General features: G+C 61.0%; 25 protein-coding genes and 1 other RNA gene. 9 read left to right on the forward strand and 17 right to left on the reverse strand.

The features are described 5' to 3' along the window. Positions 1-54: 54 nt before the first annotated feature. The 5 genes from V7D69_RS03705 to V7D69_RS03725 form a co-directional block, all read right to left on the reverse strand. Positions 55-837, reverse strand: coding sequence for an enoyl-CoA hydratase-related protein (locus V7D69_RS03705; protein WP_324062657.1), 783 nt, complete (start codon positions 835-837; stop codon positions 55-57). A 50-nt stretch (positions 838-887) separates the two neighbouring features. After that, positions 888-1,706, reverse strand: a complete 819-nt coding sequence (locus V7D69_RS03710) for a LysR family transcriptional regulator (RefSeq protein ID WP_333605088.1) — start codon at positions 1,704-1,706, stop codon at positions 888-890. Between the two features lie 80 nt (positions 1,707-1,786). Next, positions 1,787-2,185: a Co2+/Mg2+ efflux protein ApaG gene (gene apaG / locus V7D69_RS03715; RefSeq protein WP_333605089.1), complete on the reverse strand. Its 399-nt coding sequence runs from the start codon at positions 2,183-2,185 to the stop codon at positions 1,787-1,789. 75 nt (positions 2,186-2,260) lie between these two features. Continuing rightward, complete coding sequence (locus V7D69_RS03720) at positions 2,261-3,619, reverse strand: PAS domain S-box protein (RefSeq protein WP_333605110.1); 1,359 nt, start codon at positions 3,617-3,619, stop codon at positions 2,261-2,263. Continuing rightward, on the reverse strand, positions 3,616-4,824 hold the full coding sequence (locus tag V7D69_RS03725) for a trans-sulfuration enzyme family protein (protein WP_333605090.1): 1,209 nt from the start codon (positions 4,822-4,824) through the stop codon (positions 3,616-3,618). Before V7D69_RS03725 ends, V7D69_RS03720 begins: the two co-directional genes overlap by 4 nt. An 83-nt stretch (positions 4,825-4,907) precedes the next feature. Here V7D69_RS03725 and V7D69_RS03730 point away from each other — a divergent pair, with 83 nt between their 5' ends. Further along, complete coding sequence (locus V7D69_RS03730; protein WP_324062652.1) at positions 4,908-6,191, forward strand: phospholipid carrier-dependent glycosyltransferase; 1,284 nt, start codon at positions 4,908-4,910, stop codon at positions 6,189-6,191. A gap of 13 nt (positions 6,192-6,204) precedes the next feature. On the opposite strand, the gene V7D69_RS03735 is transcribed toward V7D69_RS03730, so the two are convergent. The 6 genes from V7D69_RS03735 to V7D69_RS03760 form a co-directional block, all read right to left on the reverse strand. Continuing rightward, on the reverse strand, positions 6,205-7,392 hold the full coding sequence (locus tag V7D69_RS03735) for a glycosyltransferase family 2 protein (RefSeq protein ID WP_324062651.1): 1,188 nt from the start codon (positions 7,390-7,392) through the stop codon (positions 6,205-6,207). A 39-nt stretch (positions 7,393-7,431) separates the two neighbouring features. Further along, positions 7,432-8,475 (reverse strand): 3-isopropylmalate dehydrogenase, encoded by a 1,044-nt coding sequence (gene leuB / locus V7D69_RS03740; RefSeq protein WP_324062706.1) that lies wholly within the window; start codon positions 8,473-8,475, stop codon positions 7,432-7,434. Positions 8,476-8,489: 14 nt separating this feature from the next. Then, positions 8,490-9,101, reverse strand: a complete 612-nt coding sequence (recO, locus tag V7D69_RS03745; protein WP_333605091.1) for a DNA repair protein RecO — start codon at positions 9,099-9,101, stop codon at positions 8,490-8,492. A 47-nt stretch (positions 9,102-9,148) separates the two neighbouring features. Then, a complete protein-coding gene (locus V7D69_RS03750; RefSeq protein WP_324064478.1) occupies positions 9,149-9,403 on the reverse strand; it encodes an accessory factor UbiK family protein in 255 nt (84 codons plus the stop codon). 42 nt (positions 9,404-9,445) lie between these two features. After that, positions 9,446-10,000, reverse strand: a complete 555-nt coding sequence (locus V7D69_RS03755; protein WP_324064479.1) for a TspO/MBR family protein — start codon at positions 9,998-10,000, stop codon at positions 9,446-9,448. Between the two features lie 83 nt (positions 10,001-10,083). Then, positions 10,084-10,866: a TlyA family RNA methyltransferase gene (locus V7D69_RS03760; RefSeq protein WP_324064480.1), complete on the reverse strand. Its 783-nt coding sequence runs from the start codon at positions 10,864-10,866 to the stop codon at positions 10,084-10,086. 211 nt (positions 10,867-11,077) lie between these two features. On the opposite strand from V7D69_RS03760, the gene V7D69_RS03765 reads away from it, so the two are divergent. After that, on the forward strand, positions 11,078-11,458 hold the full coding sequence (locus tag V7D69_RS03765) for a hypothetical protein (protein ID WP_324064481.1): 381 nt from the start codon (positions 11,078-11,080) through the stop codon (positions 11,456-11,458). A 437-nt stretch (positions 11,459-11,895) separates the two neighbouring features. On the opposite strand, the gene rnpB is transcribed toward V7D69_RS03765, so the two are convergent. The 4 genes from rnpB to V7D69_RS03785 form a co-directional block, all read right to left on the reverse strand. Next, positions 11,896-12,352: RNase P RNA component class A (gene rnpB, locus V7D69_RS03770), an RNA gene on the reverse strand. 8 nt (positions 12,353-12,360) lie between these two features. Further along, positions 12,361-13,065, reverse strand: a complete 705-nt coding sequence (locus tag V7D69_RS03775; RefSeq protein ID WP_333605092.1) for an N-acetylmuramoyl-L-alanine amidase — start codon at positions 13,063-13,065, stop codon at positions 12,361-12,363. 39 nt (positions 13,066-13,104) lie between these two features. Then, a complete protein-coding gene (locus tag V7D69_RS03780; protein WP_324064483.1) occupies positions 13,105-13,746 on the reverse strand; it encodes a histidine phosphotransferase family protein in 642 nt (213 codons plus the stop codon). 43 nt (positions 13,747-13,789) lie between these two features. Then, positions 13,790-14,203, reverse strand: a complete 414-nt coding sequence (locus V7D69_RS03785) for a M67 family metallopeptidase (RefSeq protein ID WP_324064484.1) — start codon at positions 14,201-14,203, stop codon at positions 13,790-13,792. A 19-nt stretch (positions 14,204-14,222) separates the two neighbouring features. Between V7D69_RS03785 and V7D69_RS03790 the strand changes: the two genes are divergently transcribed. The 5 genes from V7D69_RS03790 (at position 14,223) to mtgA (ending at position 19,896) form a co-directional block, all read left to right on the forward strand. Beyond that, positions 14,223-15,167, forward strand: coding sequence for an RluA family pseudouridine synthase (locus V7D69_RS03790; RefSeq protein ID WP_333605093.1), 945 nt, complete (start codon positions 14,223-14,225; stop codon positions 15,165-15,167). A 95-nt stretch (positions 15,168-15,262) separates the two neighbouring features. Then, positions 15,263-16,168: an RNA polymerase sigma factor RpoH gene (gene rpoH, locus V7D69_RS03795; RefSeq protein ID WP_333605094.1), complete on the forward strand. Its 906-nt coding sequence runs from the start codon at positions 15,263-15,265 to the stop codon at positions 16,166-16,168. Between the two features lie 243 nt (positions 16,169-16,411). After that, positions 16,412-18,643: a catalase/peroxidase HPI gene (katG, locus tag V7D69_RS03800; protein WP_333605095.1), complete on the forward strand. Its 2,232-nt coding sequence runs from the start codon at positions 16,412-16,414 to the stop codon at positions 18,641-18,643. 5 nt (positions 18,644-18,648) lie between these two features. Further along, positions 18,649-19,116 carry a c-type cytochrome gene (locus tag V7D69_RS03805; RefSeq protein ID WP_333605096.1) on the forward strand — a complete coding sequence of 156 codons (468 nt, stop codon included), beginning with the start codon at positions 18,649-18,651 and terminating at the stop codon, positions 19,114-19,116. A gap of 111 nt (positions 19,117-19,227) precedes the next feature. Further along, positions 19,228-19,896: a monofunctional biosynthetic peptidoglycan transglycosylase gene (gene mtgA, locus V7D69_RS03810; RefSeq protein ID WP_333605097.1), complete on the forward strand. Its 669-nt coding sequence runs from the start codon at positions 19,228-19,230 to the stop codon at positions 19,894-19,896. Between the two features lie 64 nt (positions 19,897-19,960). Here mtgA and V7D69_RS03815 read toward each other — a convergent pair whose 3' ends face one another. After that, positions 19,961-23,329, reverse strand: coding sequence for a TonB-dependent receptor (locus tag V7D69_RS03815; RefSeq protein WP_333605098.1), 3,369 nt, complete (start codon positions 23,327-23,329; stop codon positions 19,961-19,963). Between the two features lie 343 nt (positions 23,330-23,672). Between V7D69_RS03815 and V7D69_RS03820 the strand changes: the two genes are divergently transcribed. Next, positions 23,673-24,620 (forward strand): cation diffusion facilitator family transporter, encoded by a 948-nt coding sequence (locus V7D69_RS03820; protein ID WP_324060902.1) that lies wholly within the window; start codon positions 23,673-23,675, stop codon positions 24,618-24,620. Between the two features lie 25 nt (positions 24,621-24,645). Then, positions 24,646-25,140, forward strand: coding sequence for a GFA family protein (locus V7D69_RS03825; RefSeq protein ID WP_333605099.1), 495 nt, complete (start codon positions 24,646-24,648; stop codon positions 25,138-25,140). A gap of 10 nt (positions 25,141-25,150) precedes the next feature. On the opposite strand, the gene V7D69_RS03830 is transcribed toward V7D69_RS03825, so the two are convergent. Continuing rightward, entirely contained in the window at positions 25,151-25,561 is a 411-nt protein-coding gene (locus V7D69_RS03830; protein ID WP_324060905.1) for a TM2 domain-containing protein, read from the reverse strand. Position 25,562: the final 1 nt, after the last annotated feature.

Here is a 25,562-nt window from a genome sequence, read left to right on the forward strand (position 1 = left end):
AGGCGCTGTGGTGCTCCTGACGATGCGATCTTCGTCAGAAGAAGCAGTTGAAGTTCAGCGCCCCTTGAAGACAGGCTTGCGCTTTTCAATGAACGCGTTGACCCCTTCGAGAAAGTCTTCCGTGCGCCCTGCATCGCGCTGCATGCGGCGCTCCGCCTGAAGTGCGGCCTCGAGGTCGGAATCGACCGCGTCCCAGACCAGGCGCTTGATAAAACCCAGAGAGCGTGGACCGGCGGCAAGCGTTTTCGCCACCTTCATCGCTTCCACATCAAGATCTGCTTCCGGCACGATCCGTGTGGCCAGGCCCCAGTCAAGCGCCGTTCGGGCATCGATCCGTTCGCCCAGCAGCAGCATCCGCATCGCCCGCACTCGGCCAACCGCCTGCGTGAGCAGCCAGGTCGAACCACCATCAGGCACCAAGCCGACATGGCAGAACGCGCAAAAGAAGTAGGCATTGTCAGCCATCAGCACGACATCGCCCGCCGCCGCAAAGCTGGCGCCGACGCCCGCCGCCGGGCCCCTGACAGCAGTTACAACCGGCTGCTCCATTCGCTTGATTGCCAGGATCACAGGATTGAACGCCCGGTCCAGTTGCCCGCCCACGTCGCGCATCGGATCGGAGAGCGTGTTTTGCGCGGCAGCGAGGTTGGCGCCGGAACAAAAGCCCCTGCCTTCGCCCGTCAACAACACCGCGCGAGCCTCCTTTGCGGCCCGGTCAAAAGCGTCCACCATCTCGTGGCCCATCGCCTCGGTAACGCCATTTATAGTCGTGGGATCATTAAGCGCGATACGCGCAACCCCGTCTTCGAGGCGATAGAGGATATGTTCGTAAGCCATTCAAATCCCTCCGCTCGCACCGACGAAGCGGTTCCCGAACACCGCAGCCGCTACGCCTTATCTGTAAGCGCGGCGACGAGCGCCTTGACTTTCTTCTGCCGCCATTGCGGCAGCGGCGCAACCAGCCAATAACCTCTCCGACATGGAGCTGGCGTCCCCGCCGCGCCTTGCTCTGTCGAGGCCACCAACTCGCTCACAAGGAGTGCTGGCACCCGCGCTCTGCCCAAACCGGCAAGGGCGGCCGCCAGCGCCTGCCCAGCATCGCTGACCATGATGGGCGGCTTGGCATCTTCGTCTTCAGCAACGCCGGAAGGATCGTCGACACTGCCAGGCGTCGGATCGCCTGGCCAACCGATCCAGTCACCGCTGCCCAGAGTAACCCATTCGGATTTTCCGAGGGGAATGCCCTCAAGGTCACCAGGGCCATCGGTCCAGCGCACGGCCAGGTCAAGATTGGCCTCGGTGAAATCCGTCATCTCTCCATCGACCAGCACGAAACGCACTTGCGGATTCTCAGTGCGAAAGGCAGCCAGGCGTGGCGCCAGCCAAGCCGCGAAAAACTCGCGCGGGGCCGCGATCGTGTAAACGTGGCTGGACTGCCCCGCCTGCATGGCCTGCACGGCATCTTCGAAATGCAGGAATCCCGTGCGCAATGCCGCCAATCCCGCACCAGCCTCCTCAGTCAGTTCCAGGCCCTTGCTGGTGCGGCGGAACAGGACGACCCCCAACAGATCTTCCAGAGCGCGGATCTGCTGGCCCACGGCCGCAGGTGTCACTGCAAGCTCGTCAGCGGCGCGCGTGAAGGAAAGGTGCCGGGCAGCGGCATCAAAGACGCGCAGGGCGTTAAGAGGCAAGTGCGTGCGCTTCATGCCGTTTCCCTATGCGCGCCGGCCGCGTGGGGCAACGGCATTCCTGTGGACATGCGAAAACGGCGCTATACAGGTGCCGCTCAACCGGCGGTGGCAGGCGCGGCGAGCGGGAAGAACGGTATCAATGCCCGGAATAGGCTGCCGTCACCACGCCGGAACGTATAATGTCCCTCCATGCTGCCATGTGGCGTGGACAATGGGCAACCCGAGACATAATCGTGACTGGCGCCGGGCTGAAGCATGGGCTGTTCGCCGACGACGCCTTCCCCTTCAACTGTGCTGACTTCGCCATTGCCATCAGTGATCCGCCAGTGCCGCGTCATCAATTGCAATGTGCGATCGGTGCCGTTCTCGATGCGGATATGATAGACCCAAAACCACTTGCCTGCCTCAATGCGCGATTGCTCGGGCAGGAAATTCACGGCGACACGAACGGTAAGCCCATCTGTGATCGCAGTATGCTGGAACAGTTCCTTCATCTCACGCGCCAGCCTAACGGTTAATCCTCAAGGCCACAACCGCCTTGGCGCCAACGACGCGACCAGACTGGACCCTCAGGAGATGGAGGCCGCCGCACATTCCAAGCCCCAACGAAAACCTTCCTGCAGATATTCCGTCGAAATCTTCGCATCTAGCTTCACTCTGGGTACGTCAACGATGATCCTGGTGCCAAATCCTTTCCGTGTCGGCTCACGCGCTGGCGGACCGCCGCTTTCGATCCATTCGATGCGAAATACCTCCCGCGCACCGCCATCGCGATTCAAAGACCAGCGCACTAGAACCTGGCCTTCCGGAACGGAAAGCGCTCCGTATTTCATCGCGTTGGTCCCCATTTCATGGAACGCCATCGCCAGCGCTTCGGCCGCCTTCGGCGAAAGCAGCACGTCCGGCCCCTCGCACACGATCTGCCGACGCGAATCGGCCAGCGAACGAAGCTGCGCCTCGATCATTTCCATCACAGGAATGCGCGACCAAGCCCGGCGAACCAGCAGATCCTGATTCGCGGCAAGACCGCGAATACGCTTTTCCAGTCGCTCGATGAAGTCCGGCTGGTCAGCATCGGAGCGTCGAGCCAATGATTGGATGACCGCAAGCATGTTCTTGCTGCGATGATTCACTTCCTGCAACAGCAATTCAATGCGCTGTTCGGCGTCACGCATCTCAGTCACGTCAGTATTGGTGCCGAACCAGTAAATGATGTTGCCAGCCTCATCGCGGATCGGAGTCGCCCGGGAAAGAAACCAGCGCCATTCCCCATTGGCCCCGCGTAGTGGGAACGTATCCTCCCAGTCTTCGCCCGACGCGATATGTTCGGCGAAGCGGTTGGCCACCGCCTCAACATAGTCAGGGTGATGCACGGCGCGCCAGCCCCAGCCCTGCATCTCTTCCAGCGTGGTTCCGGTGTAATCGAACCAGCGCTTGTTATACCAGAACAGCCAGCCGTCACGATCCGCGATCCAGGCAAGCTGGCTCATGTTGTCCGCCAACAGACGGAAGCGTTCCTCGCTGAGTTCGAGGCGCTTTTTTATACGGATGCTTTCAGTGATGTCGCGGGCGATCTTGCTTGCCGCGATCACCCGCCCATCGTCGCCCAACACTGGCGAGACGGTGATGGCGACATTGATCTTGGTTCCATCCTTGCGTTGACGAATGGTCTCGAACGTCGGCACGCGCTCGCCTCGGCTGATGCTGGCGATGATCCGGTCTTCCTCTTCCTGGCGGTCAGCCGGGATGAGCACACGGATATTGCACCCGATGATTTCGGACGCGCTCCAGCCAAAGATGCGTTCCGCCCCGCCGTTCCAACTCAGGATGTGGCCATCAAGCAACTTGCCGACGATCGCGTCATCGGTGGATTCGACGATCGCTGCAAGAAGCGCCGCGGGACCGGCGCCAAGATCAGCGGTGTTCAGAGCCCCGCTTTCGTCAACGCCTGATCGATATCCTCGATCAAGTCGTCCACGTCTTCGAGACCGACATTGATACGCAGCATTCCTTCCGAAATACCCATCGCCTCACGCCCCTCCGGGCCCATGTTGTGGTGTGTACTGGACGCAGGATGGCACATGAGCGAACGCGAGTCCCCGATATTGTTCGAAATATCGATCAACTGCAGCGCATCCAAGACAGCGTGAGCCTGCTGGCGTCCGCCGTCGAGTACGAAGCTGAAGATCGGCCCGCAAGCATCCATCTGCTGCTTTGCCAACGCATGCTGCGGATGGCTGTCAAGCCAGGGGTGAAGCATCACCGGCACCCGTTCTTCCATGAATTGGCCCAGCCGCAGCGCGTTTTCGCTTTGCTTTCGGGTGCGCAGATCCAGCGTTTCAAGACCCTTCAATACGACCCACGCGTTGAACGGAGACAGATTCGGCCCCGTGTTGCGCTGGAAGGGCAGCAGCTTCTCGTTGATGAACTGCTCGCTTCCGCAAACCGCGCCCGCCAGCACGCGCCCCTGCCCGTCCATCAGCTTGGTCGCCGAATAAGCGACGACATCGACGCCGAACTCCATCGGACGCTGAAGCGCGGGGGTGCAGAACGCGTTGTCCGCGACGGTAACGATGCCATGCGCCTTGGCGATACCCGCGATGGCCGTCATGTCCGCGATCTCCATCGTTGGATTGGCCGGCGTTTCAAAGAAGAAAACTCTCGTGTTCGGACGAACCGCGGCTTCCCAGGCCGCCGTGTCGGTGGCGTCAACCACGGTCACGTCGATGCCAAAGCGTGGCAGCAGGTGATCGCCCAGCCAGCGGCACGATCCAAAGGCCGCGCGCGCGGAGACCATGTGATCCCCAGCCGAAAGCTGGCAAAGCAGAGCAGCCGTCATCGCCGCCATGCCCGACGCCTGGACACGGCATGCCTCAGTCCCTTCCAGTAAGGCAATCCGCTCTTCCAGCATCGCCACGGTGGGATTCTGAAGGCGGGAATAAGTCATTCCCTCCTGCTCGCCAGCGAAACGGGCGGCGACAGTGGCGGCATCGTCGTAACAATAGCCCGAGGTGAGGAACAGCGCCTCACTCGTCTCGCCCATTTCGGATCGCCAGGTCCCTCCGCGAATCGCGCGGGTGGCCGGGCGCCAGTTGCGGGTTTTGCTGCGATCTTGTCCGGTGGTGCGTTTCATAGTTCTGCCTCTAAGAGCGCCAAGTTATCAAGGCAAGCGGCAGGCTCTTGCCGAACGGCGCATTCCTGCTATCGGCCGGCCCAATGCCCATGGTCGCTCGAAATGCCCGTGATCCTCTTGGCTGGTGCCTGGGCGTCACTTCTCTGTTCCTGCTCCTTATCCTGTGGCGGATCGGCACCCCCACCCGCTATTACTTTGATGAGGTCCATTACGTTCCCGCTGCGCTCAAGCTGCTGGACCTGATCCCGGCCAATCGCGAACACCCCATGTTCGCCAAGGAAGTGATCGCCGCATCGATCCATTTCCTCGGAGACCGACCGCTCGCCTGGCGGATCGGCCCGGCGCTGGTCGGTACGCTCGGTCTCTTCGCGTTCTCCCGACTGGTATGGCATTTGTCTCGCCGCCGCGCTGCGACGATCGCTGCCGCTGTGCTGCTGGCGACCAATTTCATGTGGTTCGTCCAGAGCCGGATCGCGATGCTGGACATGATCGAGGCGGGCCTGTGCATGGTGGGCCTGTGGCAATTCGCCGCCGCGATGAACGCCAAGTCCACCGGCCGCGCCCGCCTGCGCCTGATTGTCTCAGGCATGGCGCTCGGCCTGTCGCTGGCGGCGAAATGGAGCAGCGCGCCGGCAGTCATTATGCCGGGTCTTGCGTTTCTCATCCTCCGCTTTCGCGATAGTGGCCTGACTATCGGCAATCACAAGCGCGCAGGCCCGATACCGGGCATATCGCTTCCGGAAGCTGCGCTGTGGCTGGGGTTGTTCCCGCTCGCCGTCTATTGGGCCACGTATCTACCCGCGATGTTCTACGCTCGCCTGCCCGTGGCGCCCCTGGGTTTCATCGCCCAGCACAAGTTCATGATAATGCTTCAAGACAGCGTGAGAAAGCCGCACCCCTACCGCACCTTCTGGTATCAGTGGGTCGTTGACTGGCGGGGCATCTGGTATTTGTTCAAGAACGTCGACGGCGCTCAGCGCGGCATCGTCATGCTGGGCAATCCCTTCAGCATGATTGCCGGCCTTTTCGCTTTGTTATGGGGTATATGGGCGTCGCTTTTCCGGCGCCGTTTCGATGCGCTGGCTTTCGCGATTCTTTATACCGCTTGTCTTGCCGTATGGGCGTTCAACGGCAAGCCCGTGCAATTCTATTACCATTATCTTCTGCCGGGTGCTTTCCTGATGGCGCTGCTGGCGCTCGCGCTTGACGAGCTTTGGCAAAGACGGGACCGTTGGCGGCGGCTGGCAACTGGCGCCATGCTCGTTTCCGTGCTGATGTTCGCGCTGTTCTATCCGATCATTTCGGCCGCACCGCTGCCGTCAAAGGGCGCCTATACCCTCTGGATGTGGCTACCGAGCTGGCGGTAGCCGGCCAGCCAAATCAGTATTTGCCCCAGACGAACTTGGACGAAAGCGCGAAGTTCCAGACCGAACCCAGGATGATGCCGGTCACCACCGCCACCACGTCGTGAATACCGATGGTCTTGAGTACGGCGGCGGAGCCGACGTTCGTCAACAAACCGAGCGAACAAGTCACGCCGAACTGCGCCCAGCCGCGCATCAGCGGTCCGAAGCCGCGCAGGCGTTTGTCGGAGTAGGTCAGCTCGTTGTTAAGAACGAAGTTGAACGTCATGGCGATGATGGCTGCCAGCGTATTGGCAATGTTGAACGTCGCGCTTTCCGACCAATTGCCGTAAACGAAACGTTCCGCGAAAATCAGATGCAAGAGCACCCAAAGCGCTGCGAGCTGCACCAGCACACCCATCGCACCAACGGTGCCGAACAGCGCAAAGCGGGTCGGAATGATGCGACCCAGCCATTTATCGTAAAGACCCACGAGAAATTCGAACACGACGGTCTGGTCCAGCTTGCTTTCGCCCTCGGCACGAGCGGCGAAGTGGAGGGGAAATTCTTTGACCCGAAGCGGCCGGTCGACCGTTGCCAGGATATCGAGAAGGATCTTGAAGCCCACGCCGGAAAGGCGGTGAGCGTCGGCACGCAGAGTTTCGGTGCGCAGCATGAAGAATCCGCTCATCGGATCGGAGAGTTCGACGCCGGTGACCTTGTTGGCAATCTTGTTGGCTAGGCCCGAAGCCTTGACGCGATCCGGCCGCCCCCACGCCTCGATGCTGGCCCCCTCGGCAAAGCGCGAGGCATAGGCAAGGTCATATTCGCCGGACGTAACCGCCTGCAACATGCCGGGCAGCAGCGCTGGATCATGCTGATGATCGGCATCCATCACCGCCACCACCGGCGCCGCCGTGGAGCACATGCCCTCAATCGCGGCGCTCGCAAGGCCGCGACGGCCGATGCGCTGGAGACAGCGCACGCGCGGATCAGTCAGCGACAGGCGGCGGGCCTCGTCCGCGGTGCCGTCTGGACTGTTATCGTCAACGAAGACCGCTTCCCAAGCGATGCCGCTCAGCGCCTTGTCCAGCCGCTCGATCATCGTCGCGATGTTCTTGCGCTCGTTGTACGTCGGCAGCACGATTGCCAGCTCGAGCGGCTGAACCGCTACGTCGAAAGCGGTATGTGCGGTCTCAGTCAAATCGGAACTAGTGATATTCATGCGCCCCGCGTGTAGCTGGTAATGCTCAAGAAAGGTTTATTACAGCCGTTCGACAACCGCGTCACCGATTTCCCGCGTTCCCGCCGAACCGCCGAGATCGCCGCCCTTCACGCCTGCCGCCAGAGCGTCCGCGACGGCGTTCTCAATGCGCACCGCCTGCTCTTCCAGCCCCAGCGAGTGCCGCAACAGCATCGCCGCCGAAAGAATCGTCGCCATTGGATTCGCGAGTCCCTTGCCGGCGATGTCCGGCGCCGAGCCATGGATAGGCTCGTAAAGGCCGAACGTGCTTTCTGCAAGGCTGGCGGAGGCAAGCAAGCCGATCGACCCGACGCACATGCTCGCCTGATCGCTCAGGATATCGCCGAAGAGATTGCCGGTGACGATAACATCGAACTGGCCCGGATTTTTCACAAGCTGCATCGCCGCATTGTCGACGTACATATGGCTGAGTTCGACCTCGGGATATTCCTTCGAAACCTCGATCATCACGTCGCGCCAAAGCTGCGAGGTTTCCAGCACATTGGCCTTGTCCACCGAGCAGAGCTTCCGCGCGCGTCCCATCGCCGCTCTGAAGCCGGAGTGCGCGATGCGCCGCACTTCATCCTCGGCATAAGACATCATGTCCCAGCCCTGGCGACGGCCATCCGGCAGAGTGCGGATGCCCTTCTCGCCGAAATAGACATCGCCGTTAAGCTCACGCACGATCAGCAGGTCGATCCGGCTGGCGATCTCGGGCCGCAGGGTGGTCAGGCTTTCAAGGCCGGGGAACACGCGCGCTGGTCGCAAGTTAGCGAACAGACCGAGTTCCTTGCGCAGGCCCAGGATGGCCTGTTCGGGGCGCAGGTGGCGTTCAAGATGATCGCACGAGAAATCACCCACCGCGCCGAACAGAATCGCGTCCGCGGAGCGCGCCGCTTCCAAGGTGGCTTCTGGAAGCGGATGGCCATGTTTGCGATAAGCCACGCCGCCCACATCGCCTTCGACCAGTTCCAACCCTGACAGATTCAGCTTTTCGAGCACCCGGACCGCCTGCTCCGTGACTTCAGGCCCGATCCCATCCCCTGCAAAAACTGCGATGCGCATGGTGTTCTTCGTCATCATTCCCAGCCTTCGATACGCTCCAGCCGCTCACGCAGCAGGGCGCGGGCCGCCATAACGTCTCTACGGCGATCAGCAAGCGGATACCGCGCCAATTCCCGCCCGATACGATCGAAGACATCGTGAAATGCCGGCCAGTCCAACTGCTCCGGCCTCTCCACCGGGGTGCCATAGCCCAGTTCGCGCAAGACCAGCACTTCGTAAGACAACAACGGCAAAACCCAGCCACGCGCGGAAGGCGCCACGCAGACGGCGTCCATCAGCGCCGAAAGCGCCTCATAGAGTGGCGGATAGGGATGTCGTTCGGGAAGCGCTGTGGCGGTCAGCGCCGTTACCCATGCTATCGCTGCGGCGGGCAGAGGTTCGGTGAGCCAAGGCCCCCTGCTTCGCACCAGCTCGACGCGCGCGAACGGCAATTGGTTTTCGGATTTGGAGCGAACTTCGGCCTCAACGACATTGCCGGGAATCAGCACCGGTCGCATCTGTCGCCCCCGGCCGCCCGCAACATATGCCGCGACAAGGCCATGCTCCATCGTCAGCAGACGTACGATGACCGCGGTTTCACCATGGGGGTGCGTTGCGCAGACAAGAGCGGATGCGCGGAAATACATCCAAGCTCGTGTGGAACGCCTTGGCCGTTACGGCAAGAGCGGTACGATCAGCCCGAGGCGTTCAGTTTGCTCTCTATCGCGTCAAGCCGGGCCTTGAGCGCATCGGCTTCCGCGCGAGCTGTGGCGGCCATTTCCTTAACCGCATCGAACTCTTCACGACTGACGAAATCCATATCGCCCATGAACTCCTTGAACCGCTCGCGCGCATTGTCACGAGCTTCGCGCCCCATGCCGGCCAAGGTGCCGGCGGCGCTGTTCATCATCTTGACGAAGTCGGCAATGAAGGGGTTTTCGCTTTGCATGACGCCTAGATGGTACGGTCGCGCGAACTGCGCAAGAGGCGATCAGATCGCATAACGCACCACCGCGCCGCTGCCCGATGCGCCGTCCATGGAGGGATTGGCCTGAAGCACGGCAAAGTTGAGATAGGTCGCGAACAGGATCCAAGCCAGATAGGGCGCCAGTAGTGCGCCTGCGCCTGGGCGCACTTTCCAGAACAAGCCAAGGGTCAGCAACACCGCGAAGTCAAGCAGGACGATAAGGACAAACGATCCGGCAAGCAAATGCGCGCCGAAGAACACCGGCGACCAGGCGATATTAAGGACGAACTGGATGGTGAAAACGACGATCGCCAGCGCCCGGCCCCGCGCACCGCGCGCGGAAAGCACCTGTGCGAGCGCCAGCCCCATGAGAATATAAAGCGTCGTCCAGACGATTTCGAAAGTGATGGGCGGCGGATAAACGGCTGGTTTCGCCAAAGCCGCGAACCACGTATTGTCCGGGCCGCTCTGCACGGTCTTTGCCGAAAGGAAACCAAGAAGGACAGTAGCAGGAACGCAAACGAGGGCCCAACGCATGAAGCTCGCACGCAACTGGCCGGAAGATGCTAGCAAGTTCATTTCCGAGCAATTACTCCCGAATCAGAGCATAACCACGAAGTCAGCGCGTTTTGGAACGGTAAGGCGCAGCGCGCAATCGTCAGCTAACTGCAGCGACGTGCCGAAACGAGAAATTCCACATTGCCTTCCGGCCCCTTGATCGGACTTTCGACGATGCCCTGGATTTCCCAGCCTTCGCCTTCCAGCCAATCCCGTACTTCCGCGCACACGCGGACATGAAGCGCTGGATCGCGCACGACGCCGCCCTTCCCGACTTCCGCACGGCTCACCTCGAACTGCGGCTTGATGAGCGCAACCAGTCGGCATGAGGGCGCGGCCAGGCGCAGCGGCACTTCCAGCACTTTAGCAAGGCCGATGAAGCTGGCGTCGCACACCACCCAATCGCATGCCGCATCGATCAGATCAGGTGTGAGCACGCGCGCGCTGGTCTGTTCGAGCACTGTTACCCGCGCATCCTGCCGCAATTTCCAGGCGAGTTGGTTGGTGCCTGAATCGACTGCAAAAACGCGCGCCGCACCTTTGCTCAGCAGCACGTCAGTAAAGCCGCCGGTGGAACTGCCGATGTCCATCGCCACCGCACCGTTCGGATCGAGGCCAAAATGCTCTATCGCATGAGCCAGCTTGATCCCTCCGCGCGAAACCCAGGGATGATCGCGCCCGCGCACTTCCACCGGCGCATCGGCCTTCAAACTTTGGCCCGGCTTGGCGATCTTCGTCTCGCCTGAGAACACCAGCCCGGCCAACACCAGCGCCTGAGCGCGAGTGCGGCTTTCCGCAAGGCCACGGTCGACCAACAGTTGATCGACGCGCACCTTGGCCGAAGCGCTGCTCTTTTCGACGGAACGAGATGAGGATGGGTCGGTCATGGGGATTTGTACACTTGAGGTGAAACACGCCTCATTCCATACCGGGCGGATGAAGGCAAATCCGTGCAAATGCACTTCCCTGTTCCGTCCCCTGGCATTTACCGCCCTTTGCGTGACCCTGCTGGCGGGCGGTTGTATACCGAAACCGCCCGCGCCAAGCCCCGTTGCGCCGCCACCGTCGGTTCAGCGTCCCGCCCCCACGCCTTCACCGATGACTTCCGACTGGCGTGATGCCCCGATAACACCCGGCGACTGGCGCTGGAGCCCGGCCACGACAGGCTCGACCGCAAGTTTCTCCGGCGGGCAATTCGTCATGCGCTGTGACCGGGCGCGGAACGCCGTCGTGCTGTTCCGCTCGGCACCGGGCACCGCCGCCTCCATCACGGTTTCGATCACGACGACCGAAGGGACCCGTTCGCTTGCCGCAAACGCGGTCGCAGGCGGCCTGGAGATCGCTCTGCCGGCGCGCGACCCGCTGCTCGACGCCATAGCTTTCAGCCGCGGCCGTTTCGCGGTGCAAGCGGCAGGTACAATCCCGCTCTACATGCCTAGCTGGACGGAGATTTCACGGGTGGTCGAAGACTGTCGCTGAAGCCGGCAATCACCCGTTCCACGAGAGCCTCGGCAACTTGCCACATGGCTGGGGAAAACCGGCCGGAAGTCCTGATAATGACCGCAAAAAAATTGATTGCAAGACTTGTTGTGCGCTGCGGAATGAGCCACATTTATAGCAAGGCGGCGGGACCCGGGAAACGCGCCCGGGGTCACCCAAAGTCCCAGTCGCGTAAAGCGGCGTTCTTGGCTCAACAGCGCGAAAGGAGGTGATCCGATGTCTCATGGTTCAGCAGAGAGGTCGGCAATTTCCGTCGCGAGGCATTATCGCTGAGTTTCGATTGAAGCGATAAAGGCTTTCGCTGGCGGCACTTCCGGCCGCTGACCATGCGAAGGGCTGTACCGAGCCATCGGTGCAGCCCTTCTCATTTGGGACTTGAGCGGCCCGCCTTTTTCATCTGATCCGTAACCTAATAATACGCCGGAGAGCCTGTAAGCCGGGTTCTGTGCCTGGCGTGGTCTCCCCCAAGTTGCCTTGTTCGGGGGACCTTACGCCACGGCGGCAGCCATTCCTCTTGGCGACACGTTGCCGTGTCGCTCCAGCGACCAACCCGGGCTGCCTGGGTCCGAAACCGACCCGTCCCGCAGGACAAGCAGCCCCTATTCGGTCTTGCTCCAGGTGGGGTTTGCCATGCCGCTTGCCGTTACCGGAAGCGCGGTGCGCTCTTGCCGCACCCTTTCACCCTTGCCTGTGTCCTCAACCTCTCCAAAGAGGCGCGGACCATCGGCGGTATACTCTCTGTGGCACTTTCCCTGAGCTTCGCGGGGCCTGAAAACCCCCCTCGCCCGGCGGGCGTTACCCGCCACCCTTGTTTCGTGGAGCCCGGACTTTCCTCGGCATTCTTGCGAATGACGCGGCTGCCCGGCCCTCCGGCGCGCCGGTCACCTAGCACGTCCGGTGTCACGCTCCAACAGGAGTTCGAAGAGAATGCCGCCGATCTCGCCGTCAATCTCTCCGTCGACGATCATCGGTCGCCAGCGCCGCTGGAATGCACGCACTGCAGCGCGCCCATCAGAGATATCGTAACCGAAGCGCTCCAACGCCAAATAGAAGGCGCTGGGATTATCATAGAACAGGTTCATCCTGGCAGCGGGAATCTCCAGCGCGAGCCCCAGTTCACCCAGCCGGCTCCAGTCAAAATATTCGCCCGGATCCTGCTTGCGCGCCGGCGCGATATCGGAATGGCCGACGACATTGGCGCGCGGAATGTCATGGCGGTCCAGGATGTCGGCCAATAACGGCAACAGCGCATCCATCTGAGGCTCAGGAAAGGGACGATAGCCCCATTCGTGCCCCGGATTGACCAGTTCGATACCGATGCTGGCTGAGTTCACATCGGTTACGCCGCGCCAATACGACCGCCCCGCATGCCAGGCGCGCTTGTCCTCGGACACCAGAGAGGTCACCAGGCCATCCTCATCAATCATGTAATGCGCTGAAACTTCGACTGCGGGATCGCACATGCGGGAGAGCGCCTCGTCAGCGGTCTTCATGCCGGTGTAGTGCAGCACAACCATAGAGATCGGCAGCTTGCGTTCATTCCAGTTGGGGGACTGGACAACGCGGTTGACCAGCCAACGGTTCATCGCGCTTGCCCTTGTCCAACCATGCTGCCGGCCTTTCCGTCAGGCTCCCGGAAGCACGGCGCCCAACACCAGCGCGTCGTCCGAAAGCGCGTATTGCAGTCTTCCCCCCTGCTCCTGTGCGAGCTGGTGAATCATGGCGGCCGGCGCCGTTCTGCTGGACAGTTCGCCCGTGGGCAGCGAACCATCGAGCGCGCGCCCGATGTCGCGATCGAAAGCGATCCGCTGACCCGCGGCGCGCACGACCAATTCGCTGGAGCCGTCACGAAATTCCGCCGCAATGTCCAGTACACCGCCGCGCGGCAGCGCCTCCATGCCAACCAACGCGAAGTTGAGCAGCGTCTTGACTGCAGCCTTGGGAAGCGAATCGCCGCCCAGAGACCAATTCACCGTGATGCGGGCGTTGTTGGCCACCAACCCGTCAACCAGGACGCGCGCCTCGCTTACCGGAACAAGTTCTCCGAACCCGCCCGCCGCGCCGAAAGCGAGGCGGAAGAACTTGAGCTTGTCTGCGGAAATGCGCGCGCTTTGGTCAAGCAGCTCGAAACAGCGCTGGCGCATCTCCGGATCTTTCTCGTCCGCCAAGAGTTCAAGACCGTTCGAAAGCGCGCCCACGGGGCTGAGCATATCGTGGCACAGGCGCGAACACAAAAGGCTGGCGAGTTCGAGCGAGCTCGTTGTCATTTACGGACGCTTTCCATTCTCTTTGCCGGTCAAAAATCCGGGATCAGCTTTGGACGGCACGGCCTTCTTCCACCGTGCAACAGGTTAATGCGGAAAAACCTTTCCCGGTATCGCGCCAGAAAGCAACCTGCCCCTCGCCGATGATCGCCCAGATGCGCAAATCGCCGGTGGAATGTTCACAATCGGCGGCCGACGGCACGGGATGGCCCCCAGGGTGGGAGTGATAATATCCCAAAACCTGTTGACCGCCCTGCCGGGCCGCGCGATGCGCCGCCAACAGCGTGGCTGGATCGATCTCGAAACGCCGGTACGGCTGGTCAGCGATGTTGGCGGCGGGCAGAGCGGTGTCGATGCGGCCGCCTTGCCCAAGCAGCAGCCCACAGCATTCATTCGGTTTGGCGCGATCCGCTTCCGCGCGCAGCACGGCCAGAACGCCACTTGTCACCTCGACAACCATGCCCATCTCCATAGTCGCAATGGGGGGAAACGAAAACATCATCGAAGGGCTTGTCGGTCCCGAGGGCGGACGGCTGGACAAGGCGCTGGCCGATGCGAGCGGCCTTTCGCGCGAACGGGTCAAGGCCCTGATGAGCGAAGGCAGGGTTACGCTGGAAGGCAAGCCAGCATCGCAAGCCTCCCTCAAGGTTGTGCCCGGCACCGCCTTCGTCATTGCCGTGCCGGCACCGGCGCCGGCAGAAGCGGTCGCGCAGGATATTCCGCTCAAGGTGGTGTTCGAGGATGAATATCTGATCGTTGTCGACAAACCGGCGGGCCTCGTCGTTCATCCTGCCGCCGGAAACCTTGACGGCACGCTGGTCAATGCGCTGCTTCACCATTGCCAGGGGCAGCTTTCAGGCATCGGCGGCGTGGCGCGCCCCGGCATCGTCCACCGCATCGACAAGGACACGTCCGGCCTCCTCGTCGTTGCCAAGACCGACCGCGCGCATGAAGGCTTGGCGACCCAGTTCGCTGATCATTCGATAACCCGCGCCTACAACGCCGTGGTCGCGGGCCTTCCCGTTCCCCTCGCCGGGACGGTGACCGGGGCGATCGCCCGTTCGGCCGTCAATCGCAAGAAGATGGCGCTGGTGGAAGATGGCAGGGGCAAGCACGCGGTGACGCATTATAGGACCCTGGAGCGGCTGCGCGGTGCGGCGGTCGTCGAATGTCGGCTGAAAACCGGGCGAACCCACCAGGTGCGTGTTCACATGTCGTCAATCGGCCACGCGCTATTGGGGGACCCTGTCTATGGACGCACTCCTTCAACGATTCGCCCGATCCTGCAGCGGCTCGGATTTTCCCGTCAGGCGCTTCATGCCGTGGAACTCGGCTTCATTCATCCCGTTAAGGGAGGAATGGTCCATTTCGTCAGTCCCTTGCCCGACGATATGCGAACGCTGATCGATGAACTGCGTCAATGAAATCGGATTTATGTGCTATCATGAACAGGTGGCCGCAAGCTAAGACGCCTAGAAAGGGTCTTTGACCGTCGGCCGACCTAGAAAGGACGGAAGAAGTGAGCAACAAGGAACGCAACCTACCCGCGGTGCCCGCATTGGGCGGTGAGCAAAGCCTCAACCGCTACTTGTCGGAAATTCGCAAGTTCCCGGTGCTCTCGGCAGAGCAGGAATATATGCTCGCCAAGCGCTTCCAGGAACATGAGGATCCGGCAGCCGCCGCGCAACTGGTGACCAGCCACCTGCGTCTCGTCGCGAAGATCGCGATGGGGTATCGCGGCTATGGCCTACCTGTTTCGGAACTTATCTCCGAAGGCAACATCGGCTTGATGCAGGGTGTGAAGAAATTCGATCCCGATCGCGGCTTTCGCCTCGCGACTTACGCGATGTGGTGGATCAAGGCTTCGATTCAAGAGTTCATCCTGCGCTCGTGGAGCTTGGTGAAGATGGGCACCACGGCAGCCCAGAAAAAGCTGTTCTTCAACTTGCGCCGCATGAAAAGGAACCTCGACGCTTACGAGGATACCGATCTGCACCCCAATGACGTGACGCAGATCGCCACAACCCTCGGGGTGTCAGAGACCGAGGTCGTCAACATGAACCGGCGGATGATGATGGGGGGCGACGCCTCGCTCAACGTCTCCCTGCGTGAGGAAGGCGAAGGCCAGTGGATGGATATCCTGGCGGACGAACGTCCGCTGCAGGACGAAACCGTGGCCGATGCCGAGGAGGCGCTGGTGCGCCACGACATGCTGGTCGAGGCGATGGACGCGCTTAACGAGCGTGAGCGCGACATCCTAACCGAACGCCGCCTGACGGACGATCCCAAGACGCTTGAGGAATTGAGCCAGGTCTACAACGTCAGCCGCGAACGCGTGCGCCAGATCGAGGTGCGCGCCTTCGAGAAGCTGCAGAAGGCCATGAACCGCATCGCCGGCGAAAAGAGGCTGGCGATGGCAGGCTGATCCTGCTTTCGGCGCGATAACTCCCAAGATCCTCCTTGCCGTTCACGCGGCTGGGAGGATTTTCGCGTGCATGGCCAATACCTTGATATGGAGGCGACGAGTATAAACGACCTGTGTTTCAGCACAGGTTCATCGCCATTGAAAATTCCGATCACTGTCTACAGATCGATCAACTTCAGCGAAAAAACCGGTCTGGTTATCTGCCGCTCCATCCTGGCGTTTCCAATGGAGTGTTTGAAAACCATGCAAAAACTATCCGTCTCGGTGCTGGCCTTATTGGCAGCGACCGCATCGCCGATGATCCTCCCAACGGTCGCGCAGGCGCAGTCCGCAGTTAGCGCCGCCAAGCCAATGACCAACAAGGACTGGTGGCCCAATGCGCTGGACCTCGCGCCGCTGCGCCAGCATGAAGCGCAATCCAACCCTTATGGGCCGGACTACAATTACGCTGAGGAGTTCAAGACACTCGATCTTAATGCGGTGAAGGCGGACATCGCCAAACTGCTGACGACCTCACAGTCCTGGTGGCCGGCCGACTTCGGCAATTACGGGCCTTTTTTCATCCGCATGGCCTGGCATGGCGCCGGCACTTATCGCGCGAGCGATGGCCGGGGCGGCGCCGATGGCGGCGAACAGCGTTTCGAGCCACTCAACAGCTGGCCCGACAACGTCAACCTGGACAAGGCGCGCCGTCTGGTCTGGCCGATAAAGCAGAAATACGGCCGCAAGCTCTCCTGGGGTGACCTGATGGTGCTCACGGGTAATGTCGCGCTGGAACAGATGGGCTTCAAGACCCTGGGCTTCGCCGGTGGGCGCGTGGATGCCTGGCAGCCCGATCTCGTTTTCTGGGGCCCGGAGACCAAGTGGCTCGAAGCACACCGCTTCGACGGCGATGGCAAGCTCCAGAAGCCCTTGGCGGCGACGCAGATGGGCCTCATCTACGTCAATCCGGAAGGACCCGGCGGCAATCACGATCCGATCGGGGCGGCTGCCGATATCCGCCAGGCGTTCGGCCACATGGGCATGGACGACGAAGAGACCTTCGCGCTGATCGCGGGCGGTCACACCTTTGGCAAGGCCCATGGCGCTCATAAGCCGGAGGAATGCGTCGGCGTCGCGCCTGCCTCGGCTGGCGTAGAGCAGCAGGGCCTGGGCTGGGAAAACAAGTGCGGCAAAGGCAACGCCGAAGACACGACTTCCAGCGGGTTGGAAGGTGCCTGGTCCGTCGATCCGGTCGCCTGGACCACGCAATACCTTGACAACCTCTATGGCTTCGACTGGGTGAAAACCAAAAGCCCGGCCGGCGCCACTCAGTGGATCCCCACCGATCCCGCCGCCGCGAACCTGGCGCCTGACGCGCACGATCCCGAAAAGCGGCATGCGCCGATCATGTTCACGACCGACATCGCACTCAAGGACGACCCGAAGTTCCGCGAAATCGGCCTGCGTTTCAAAGACCATCCGGACCAATACGCTGCCGCTTTCGCTCGCGCATGGTTCAAGCTGACTCATCGTGATATGGGACCGGGCGCGCGCTACCTCGGTAACGAGGCGCCCAGCCAGAAGTTCAGCTGGCAAGACCCGCTTCCCACGGCGAATTACACGACGATTGACGCCGGAGACGAAGCGCAGCTGAAGGCGAAGATCCTTGCCGCCGGTATTACCGGTCCTGAACTGGTCCGTACTGCCTGGGCCGCGGCTTCCACGTTCCGCGGCACTGACATGCGCGGCGGCGCGAACGGTGGGCGCATCCGCCTGACGCCGGAAAAGAACTGGGCCGTCAATGACCCGGCCGAACTCACCAAGGTGCTGGCAAAGCTGACGACGATCCAGACTGCGTTCAACAAGGCGAACAAGGGTGGAAAGCAGGTCAGCCTGGCCGACCTGATAGTGCTGGGCGGCACCGCCGCTGTCGAGCAGGCAGCCAAGCAGGCCGGCTATGACATCGCGCTTCCTTTCAAGGCGGGCCGCGTGGACGCAAGCCAGGAGCAGACTGATCCGGAATCGTTCGCGTTCCTGGAGCCGACCGCCGATGGCTTCCGCAATTACTACAGCGCGAAGAGCCGCCTTTCTCCGCCTGAAATGCTGGTCGACAAGGCCAACACGCTGAACCTGACCGTGCCGGAAATGACCGTGCTCATCGGGGGCCTGCGGGTTCTCAATGCCAATGAGGCGCAATCGGCAAACGGCGTGTTCACTGACCGGCCCGGCACGCTGGACAACAGCTTTTTCGTAAACCTGCTTGATATGGGCACGAAATGGCAGAAGTCCGCCAAGACCGATGGGCTTTACGAAGGCTATGATCGTGCGAGCGGCAAGCTCAAGTGGACGGCGACGCCAGTGGACCTGGTCTTCGGATCAAATTCCGAACTGCGCGCCGTCTCCGAAGTCTATGCTTCCGGCGATGCCCGGGAGAAGTTCGTCAAGGACTTCATCGCCGCCTGGACCAAGGTGATGAACAACGATCGCTTCTGATCGAAGTGTTCGAAGGCATCGGGCGGCGATATCCCCGAGGTGTCGCCGCCCTCTTCCCGACGATGGAGAACCGGATGAAACGGGTGTTTCCCAAAGTGGCGGCAAAACTGGCCGGATGCCTGGCGATGCTGAGCACCGGCGCGGCCCATGGCGAAAACCCTGCTACGGCCAACGCCGCCACACCGCATCCGCTGCCTTTCACTTCTTGCATGGCATACCATTCCACCGAACCCGGCAAGATGAAGTTCGGGCCCAGCCTTCACGGCGTGAGTGGGCGGCCGGCGGCAAGCCTGCCCGGCTATTCCTATAGCGAGGCGCTGAAGCAGTCCGGCATTACCTGGAACGCTGAGACGCTCGACAAGTGGCTGACTTCTCCGAAAAAAACCGCACCTGGCACTAAGATGCCGTTCCCCGGCATCCCAGATCGCGATAAACGCCGCCAGGTTATTGAGTTTCTCCTGACCTTGAAATGACGCGATCGGGCTTGCAGCGGATAAACAAAGGCGTCGCGGCCCGAAGTTGCAAGAGACGGGCCCGCTCGGCTAGAAGCCCGGCAGTGTCTCCATCCAGGCGTTTCTGACCGCATGCTCCGCTTCATTGCTAAGTTTATCGTCTGGTTCGTCGCGATCAGCGTTGGCCTCACCCTGCTTTATCGTTTCGTTCCGCCACCCGTCACGGTAACGATGCTGGTGGACGGCAACGGCATTACCAAGGATTGGGAGTCGCTTAGCCGGATCGATCGCAACATGGTCGCCGCCGCCGTCGCCGCGGAGGACGGCAAGTTCTGCAGCCACAATGGCTTTGACACTCAGGCGATCGAAAAGGCGATGGTGCGCAATGCTGATGGCCAGCGCCTGCGAGGCGGATCGACTATCAGCCAGCAGACCGCCAAGAACGTGTTCCTGTGGCAAGGCGAAGGCTGGACCCGTTACTTGCGCAAGGGCTTTGAGGTCTGGTTCACGTTCCTGATCGAAAACCTGTGGGACAAGCGGCGGATCATGGAGGTCTATCTGAATGTCGCCGAGACCGGGATCGGCACTTACGGCGTCGAGGCGGGTGCCCAGCGCTATTTCGGCAAATCAGCGGCGAGGCTGACCCCACTGGAAGCGGCCCGGATCGCGGCGGTCCTGCCCAGCCCCAAGACCCGCAGCGTCAAGAACCCGGCAGGCTTCACGCGCCGCTACGGCAACACCATCGCCGCCCGCATCGGCACCGTGAAACGCGAGGGCTTCGACGCCTGCGTCTATAAATAGGGCTTGAAAAGAAGAAGGAGGAACCGGCGGTTCCTCCCTCCGTTTCATTTCGCGTTTTGCTTAATCAGAACTTCACGCGCGCACCGATGCGGATCAGGTACAACGAGTTCGTGATCGGATCAGTCAAAGTCTGGTTCGGGGTGGCGATTCCCGTCGAAGAGTTCGCCGAATAGCGGTACTGCGCGCAAGCCGTGGTCGGCGTGGAAGGCGTACCCGGTGCCCCGGTGTTGGCCGGAGCGCTGAGGCACTGCACCTTCACGAGCGGCACCGAGTAAGAGAACGGCACTTGCGCCTGGATGCCCCACTTCTTGTTAATCAGGTTCAGGAAATTTTCGGCGTCCGCAAAGAGCGAGATACGCGAATGCCCGAGGAAGGTCGGAATTTCCTGCTCAATGTGAAGATCGAGGCGCGTCTTCGTTCTTGACCGATCGATGTTGCGCGGCGCGATCTGGCCGCGATAGTCCTTCAGGGCTGAATTGTTGATGTAGCTGTCAAGCTGCGCCTGCGTGGTCGCATTGTCATAACTGACCTTCGGGTCATTGATGCCGGTAGGCACGTAGAGAAGGTAGTTCGAGGTGTTGAGCACCGTGCCGAAGCTGGCGCTGCGCGCTCCTGACCCCGCCTCCTGCATCGTGTAGCTGAAGGGCCGTCCAGCCTGCCTCGTGCCAAAGAGCGAGAACTTCGTCTTGTAGTCCCCGAAGAACGCATGCTCGTAATCGACATGCCACTTCACTTGCCATTTCACCTGGTCGTTCGAGATGCCGTAGGCAGAACGATTGGGATCGGCGAAGACGGTGAATTTGTAGAGCGAGGTCGCCTGCGACGACGTGGCGGCGGCGTTGTCTTTCACATCCTCCCATGTGTAGCTGGCGCCAACTGACAGGCCCCAATCCCACGCCTTATCGAAACGGGCGACCCAAACATACGACCGCCCCTTGTTGAAGTTGGTCATGACGATGTCCGACAGCGTTGTGCCATCGATCGAGGTGTAGCGAGGACGGCCATCAGGCGTAGTCAGGCCGGTCACGACCGACCGCGCATCATAGAAGCCGATGCCATCGATGGTCTTGGTATAGAAAAAGTCCGCACCCAGCTGCCAGCCGTCACCCAGCGGGCCAAGGTTTGCCTTGTAATCCGCCGACAGAGTTCCGCGCCATTCGGACGGAATCTTGAAGTGCGGGTCGAGCGCATTGATCGTGGCCGCGCTGGCGGGCTGACCCTGGACAAACTGTTTAACCGAGTCCGGCACCTGACCGTTGACATTGTTCAGTGCAGCCTGAGCGACGGCGATCTGTGCCGGAGTCGTCGCGGCAATACCGTTCAGGGTGTAAGCGCCGGGCGCGGTTTCCAGAACGGACAGCGAGCGGGAAAGAACCCCGGTGTTGCCGAAGCTGTTGCCGAGATAGATGTCGGGATTGCCGGCCGCGAATTTGCCGAAGCCGCCGGTAACGTGGATCCGGTCGGTCGCGCTCCAGTCGAACGACATACGCGGCTGAACGACGCCAAGACCGTCGAAGGTTGCGTTGTTCGCGAAGCCTTGGCGCGCCAGGAAGCCGCTGTTCAGCACCGGCCGGTCGCTTCCGCCCCACAAGTCATAGCGCACGGCCAGCAGGACGTTGAAGTTCGACGTCACTTGCCAGCGGTCCTGCAGACCGAAGGCATAGCTCATGTAGTGGAAATTGACCGCCGCGTCGTTCGGATCGCCGGTCGTCGCGTTGTTGTATGTGAACGAAGTCGCATGCTGCTTCTGGAAGCCGTCTACCGTGTCGAAGGACCATACGCCCAGCGATTGAGGTACGAACAGATTGTAGACCCAGTGCTGATAGCCTTCGGCGGTCATCTTCAAATCGTGGTTGCCGGCGGTCAGGTTGGCAGCAATGTAGCCGCCCTTGATCTCGTTTTCGACCACGTTCGCATGACGGAACTGGTCGGGGCCGAGATTGAGGCGCGGCGAGCCCGAAGTGCAGACGGTGTTGGCCGATTTGTTGGCGGCGCCGAGGGCAGTTGTAGTGGCGTTAGGATCGGTACAGATCGTCATCATGCCGATATCGCGGCCCATCAGCGGGTCGGCCGGCTGCTTGTAGTTCTTGTAGATCGCGCGAACTTCGGTGGAGAAATTGTCAGTCCACTGGCTGTTCCAACGCGCGATGCCGGCATGCAGACGTTCGGCAGTGGAGTAGTAGTGCGAACGCAGGCCAAGTTGCGGGCTGCTAGTGCTATTGCTGGTATCGGTGCTTGTCGGAGTGACGTCGTACGCGTTGATCCAGGTCAGCGACAGGTGCTGCGTGTCGGAGATCACCGCATCGAGCTTGGCAGTGAAGAACTCGCTTTTCTGCGGTTCATTGGAGACGATCGGACCCGGATCGTACTTGTAGACGTTCTTGGAGATGCCGGTAATGTTATTGACCATCGCTGAGGTCAGGTTAGGTATCACGCTGGCATAACCGCCGTCCGCCGGACCGTCCACGAACGGCGTGCCTTGCGTCACCCGTTCGCCGGCGACCATGAAGAACAAGCGGTCCTTGATGATCGGACCGTCGATCTCGCCACCCCAGTCGCGGTTCTTGAAGTTCAGTTTGACGTTCCGGTCGGCCCCGTTGATGTGGAGCTTCGTCCCCGTCAGCCCATCGTCAGTGTATGTGTAGAACAGGTTGCCGTGGAACTTGTTAGTGCCCGACTTGAGCACCGAGTTGACCACGCCGCCCTGGAACAGGCCGTAAGAAATGTCATAGGGCGCAATCAGAGCAGAAAACTGTTCGATCGCCTCAAGCGGCACGGGACCACGCTTGGTCGGCGCGCCGTCGGCATTGAGACCGTAGCTGTCGTTCACCTGCACGCCGTCGATTGTGTACAAGTTGAAGCGGGGATTCTTACCCGCGAAAGTCAGAGCTCGGTTATTCCCCAGGTCCACGTCGACGAGCGGGGAACGACGAGCGAGATCGCGAATGTCACGGCTGACCGATGCAACCGTGCTGATCGCATTGGCATCGAGCACGGTGATCGCCGCGCTGGTTGTGAGGCCCGCGCCCTTGACCTTATCCGCGCTGACGACGATCGCCTGGCCGGTGCTGTTGATGGAGACCGGCAGGGTGTAGGGAGTGCCCAGAGAGGTGTAGACATCGGTAACGCTGGTCGCCTCGTAACCTTCGTCGCTGATCTTGACCGTGTAAGGCCCGCCCGCGCGCAAACCGTTGACCGTGAAGCTGCCGTCGCCGCTGGTCGTCACCGACTGGCTCGTATTGGACGGGACATGCAGGACTTGCACGCTTGCGCCGGCCACCGGCGCCCCATCGCTCGTCACCGTTCCGCGAATGGTCGTGGTCGTCTCTTGCGCATGGACTGGAGCCGGCGCCAGCCCGCCGGCGACCGTGACAACGGCGGTGCCGACAGCCAGTGTGCTGACCGCCGCCTTGAGAACGGAATGCAGTTTCATGAAAGCCCCCTAAAGGTCGTCTAACCAGTGAACACAACGGGCGGCGATCTCGCCGCCGAATTGCTGCGGCTGCTAAAAGCAGCGCAATGTGACAAGGTTCTGACGCGGGGCGTTAGTTTATGTGCGCAGCGACGAAATTTTATGACAAATCCATGTCACGCTTAACTAAATTAAAAGTTTTTCCTTATATTTCTGTTAGTTGCTGGAATAGCGTGCAATTGTGCGCCGCGGCAAAAATATCACGGTTCGGCTGCCCCAGCCGGTTTCTTTGCCCAATCTCCTTAACATGTGATGTTACGTCATCGCTTGATGAAGCCACGGTATCCGTGCGATTGCACCGCGTATGAGCGGAGCACACCATCATCGTCATGACCATCGTCACACCCACGGTCATCATCACCATCCCGCACCTTCTCCACGCCAGGCGGGCAGGGCTTTCGCTGTCGCCGTCACGCTGAACCTGATCTTCGTCGTGACTGAAGTGGCGGCTGGTTTCGTCAGCGGCTCGATGGCGCTGTTGGCCGACGCCGGGCATAACCTGTCCGATGTGCTCTCGCTGCTGCTCGCCTGGGGCGCGAGCGTGCTTTCGGCACGGCCGCCCTCAGCGCGCTTTACCTATGGCCTGAAGAGTTCTTCGATCCTGGCCGCGATCGCCAATGCCGCTCTTCTGTGGGTGGCGGTCGGCGCGATCCTGGTGGAAACGATACGCCGTTTCACCGAACCCGCGCCGGTCGCGGGCACCACCATGATCGTAGTCGCCGGCGTCGGCATCGCCGTCAATGCTTTGTCCGCGCTGCTCTTCGCCAAGGGGTCGAAGTCAGACCTGAACCTGCGCGCCGCCTTCGTCCACCTTATGGCGGACGCGGTCGTCTCGGTGGGAGTCGTGGCCGCCGGTCTAGTGATCGTGTGGACCGGTTTCGCGCCGATCGATCCAATCATGTCGCTGGTCATCACTGGCGCTATCGCATGGTCGAGCTGGGGCTTGATGCGCGATTCGCTGCATCTGGGCATGCTGGGGGTTCCCCACAGTGTCGACGGTGCGAAAGTGCGCGCCTTTCTGGAGCGGCTACCCGGCGTGACCAGAGTGCATGATCTCCATATCTGGCCGATGAGCACGACCGAGACAGCGCTGACCGCTCATCTCGTGATGCCGGGCGGACAGCCGGGGGATGCCTTTCTCCACGAACTCGCGCATGAACTCGATCACGATTTCGGCATCGGTCACCCGACCATCCAGATCGAGATCGACGGAAACTGTTTCTGCCCGCTCGAAAGCGAAGCCGTAATCTGACGCCAGCGAATCCAGGAGATAGAGCATGACGGATACACTTCACGAGGGCGGCTGCGGCTGCGGCGCGTTACGCTACCGCGTCCGGGGCGAACCAATCTTCGTCAACAATTGCCATTGCACGCAGTGTCAGCACCAGACCGGCTCGACCTCAGTGGTCAACGCATTCTATGAAAGTGATCGGATCGAGATCGTGTCAGGCACGCTCTCCGAACACGAGGTGAAGGCCGGAAGCGGCGGCCCGCACGCAATCTGCCGCTGCGGCCAATGCGGGACGGCGGTGCTCAGCTATTATCCCCGGCTGGGCAGGCTCGGCGCGGGTCTGCGGGTCGGGACGCTTGACGATCCCTCATGGGTGCGGCCGGACGCGGTGATCTTCGTTTCGGAAAAGATGCCTTGGGTGGCGCTGCCCGAAGGTATTCCTGCATTCGAGACGACCTATAATTTCGCCGATGTTCTTCCACCTGAACGCGTGGCTCGCATGGGAGCGCTGATGGAGCGGCGCAAGGCCGGGGAGGTGTGATCCCTAACGATCATCCATATTTGTAATGAAAGGCTTCTTCGCTCGACACTGCATAAACGATGGCCTCAATGAAAGAGATGACGGCCGGGATAAAAGTCCAGCAGAAAAGTAAGTAGAGGATACCGCTGCCCACTCGCCCTAGGTAGAACTTATGGGCTCCAAGGCCGCCTAATAACAGTGCAAGAATTATTGCCACAACACGGCTCTTGGGTGGCCTGGCATATCCGCCATGGGAAACCGCGGCATTCATATATACATTTCCTTGCCGTTCGCTTGCGCGAATAGCTTCCTCGGCCTTACGCATGGTGACATCGACCGTCTCACTACAATGTCGGCACTTCTTGGCAGAAGCCTTGATTGGTTCCGCGCAGAAAGGGCAATCTACCATGCCCTGCGAATCCGCCCCCATGGGTTCATTCAAC

Source organism: Novosphingobium sp. (genome assembly GCF_036733805.1).
Classification (GTDB): domain Bacteria; phylum Pseudomonadota; class Alphaproteobacteria; order Sphingomonadales; family Sphingomonadaceae; genus Novosphingobium.

Excerpts from the sequence above, each read along its gene's own strand:
- V7D69_RS03705 (WP_324062657.1), bottom strand. The coding sequence starts at position 837 with ATGGCTTACGAACATATCCTCTATCGCCTCGAAGACGGGGTTGCGCGT.
- V7D69_RS03710 (WP_333605088.1), bottom strand. The coding sequence starts at position 1,706 with ATGAAGCGCACGCACTTGCCTCTTAACGCCCTGCGCGTCTTTGATGCC.
- apaG (WP_333605089.1), bottom strand. The coding sequence starts at position 2,185 with ATGAAGGAACTGTTCCAGCATACTGCGATCACAGATGGGCTTACCGTT.
- V7D69_RS03725 (WP_333605090.1), bottom strand. The coding sequence starts at position 4,824 with ATGAAACGCACCACCGGACAAGATCGCAGCAAAACCCGCAACTGGCGC.
- V7D69_RS03730 (WP_324062652.1), top strand. The coding sequence starts at position 4,908 with ATGCCCATGGTCGCTCGAAATGCCCGTGATCCTCTTGGCTGGTGCCTG.
- V7D69_RS03735 (WP_324062651.1), bottom strand. The coding sequence starts at position 7,392 with ATGAATATCACTAGTTCCGATTTGACTGAGACCGCACATACCGCTTTC.
- leuB (WP_324062706.1), bottom strand. The coding sequence starts at position 8,475 with ATGCGCATCGCAGTTTTTGCAGGGGATGGGATCGGGCCTGAAGTCACG.
- recO (WP_333605091.1), bottom strand. The coding sequence starts at position 9,101 with ATGTATTTCCGCGCATCCGCTCTTGTCTGCGCAACGCACCCCCATGGT.
- V7D69_RS03750 (WP_324064478.1), bottom strand. The coding sequence starts at position 9,403 with ATGCAAAGCGAAAACCCCTTCATTGCCGACTTCGTCAAGATGATGAAC.
- V7D69_RS03755 (WP_324064479.1), bottom strand. The coding sequence starts at position 10,000 with ATGAACTTGCTAGCATCTTCCGGCCAGTTGCGTGCGAGCTTCATGCGT.
- V7D69_RS03760 (WP_324064480.1), bottom strand. The coding sequence starts at position 10,866 with ATGACCGACCCATCCTCATCTCGTTCCGTCGAAAAGAGCAGCGCTTCG.
- V7D69_RS03765 (WP_324064481.1), top strand. The coding sequence starts at position 11,078 with ATGACTTCCGACTGGCGTGATGCCCCGATAACACCCGGCGACTGGCGC.
- V7D69_RS03775 (WP_333605092.1), bottom strand. The coding sequence starts at position 13,065 with ATGAACCGTTGGCTGGTCAACCGCGTTGTCCAGTCCCCCAACTGGAAT.
- V7D69_RS03780 (WP_324064483.1), bottom strand. The coding sequence starts at position 13,746 with ATGACAACGAGCTCGCTCGAACTCGCCAGCCTTTTGTGTTCGCGCCTG.
- V7D69_RS03785 (WP_324064484.1), bottom strand. The coding sequence starts at position 14,203 with ATGGTTGTCGAGGTGACAAGTGGCGTTCTGGCCGTGCTGCGCGCGGAA.
- V7D69_RS03790 (WP_333605093.1), top strand. The coding sequence starts at position 14,223 with ATGGGGGGAAACGAAAACATCATCGAAGGGCTTGTCGGTCCCGAGGGC.
- katG (WP_333605095.1), top strand. The coding sequence starts at position 16,412 with ATGCAAAAACTATCCGTCTCGGTGCTGGCCTTATTGGCAGCGACCGCA.
- mtgA (WP_333605097.1), top strand. The coding sequence starts at position 19,228 with ATGCTCCGCTTCATTGCTAAGTTTATCGTCTGGTTCGTCGCGATCAGC.
- V7D69_RS03815 (WP_333605098.1), bottom strand. The coding sequence starts at position 23,329 with ATGAAACTGCATTCCGTTCTCAAGGCGGCGGTCAGCACACTGGCTGTC.
- V7D69_RS03820 (WP_324060902.1), top strand. The coding sequence starts at position 23,673 with ATGAGCGGAGCACACCATCATCGTCATGACCATCGTCACACCCACGGT.
- V7D69_RS03825 (WP_333605099.1), top strand. The coding sequence starts at position 24,646 with ATGACGGATACACTTCACGAGGGCGGCTGCGGCTGCGGCGCGTTACGC.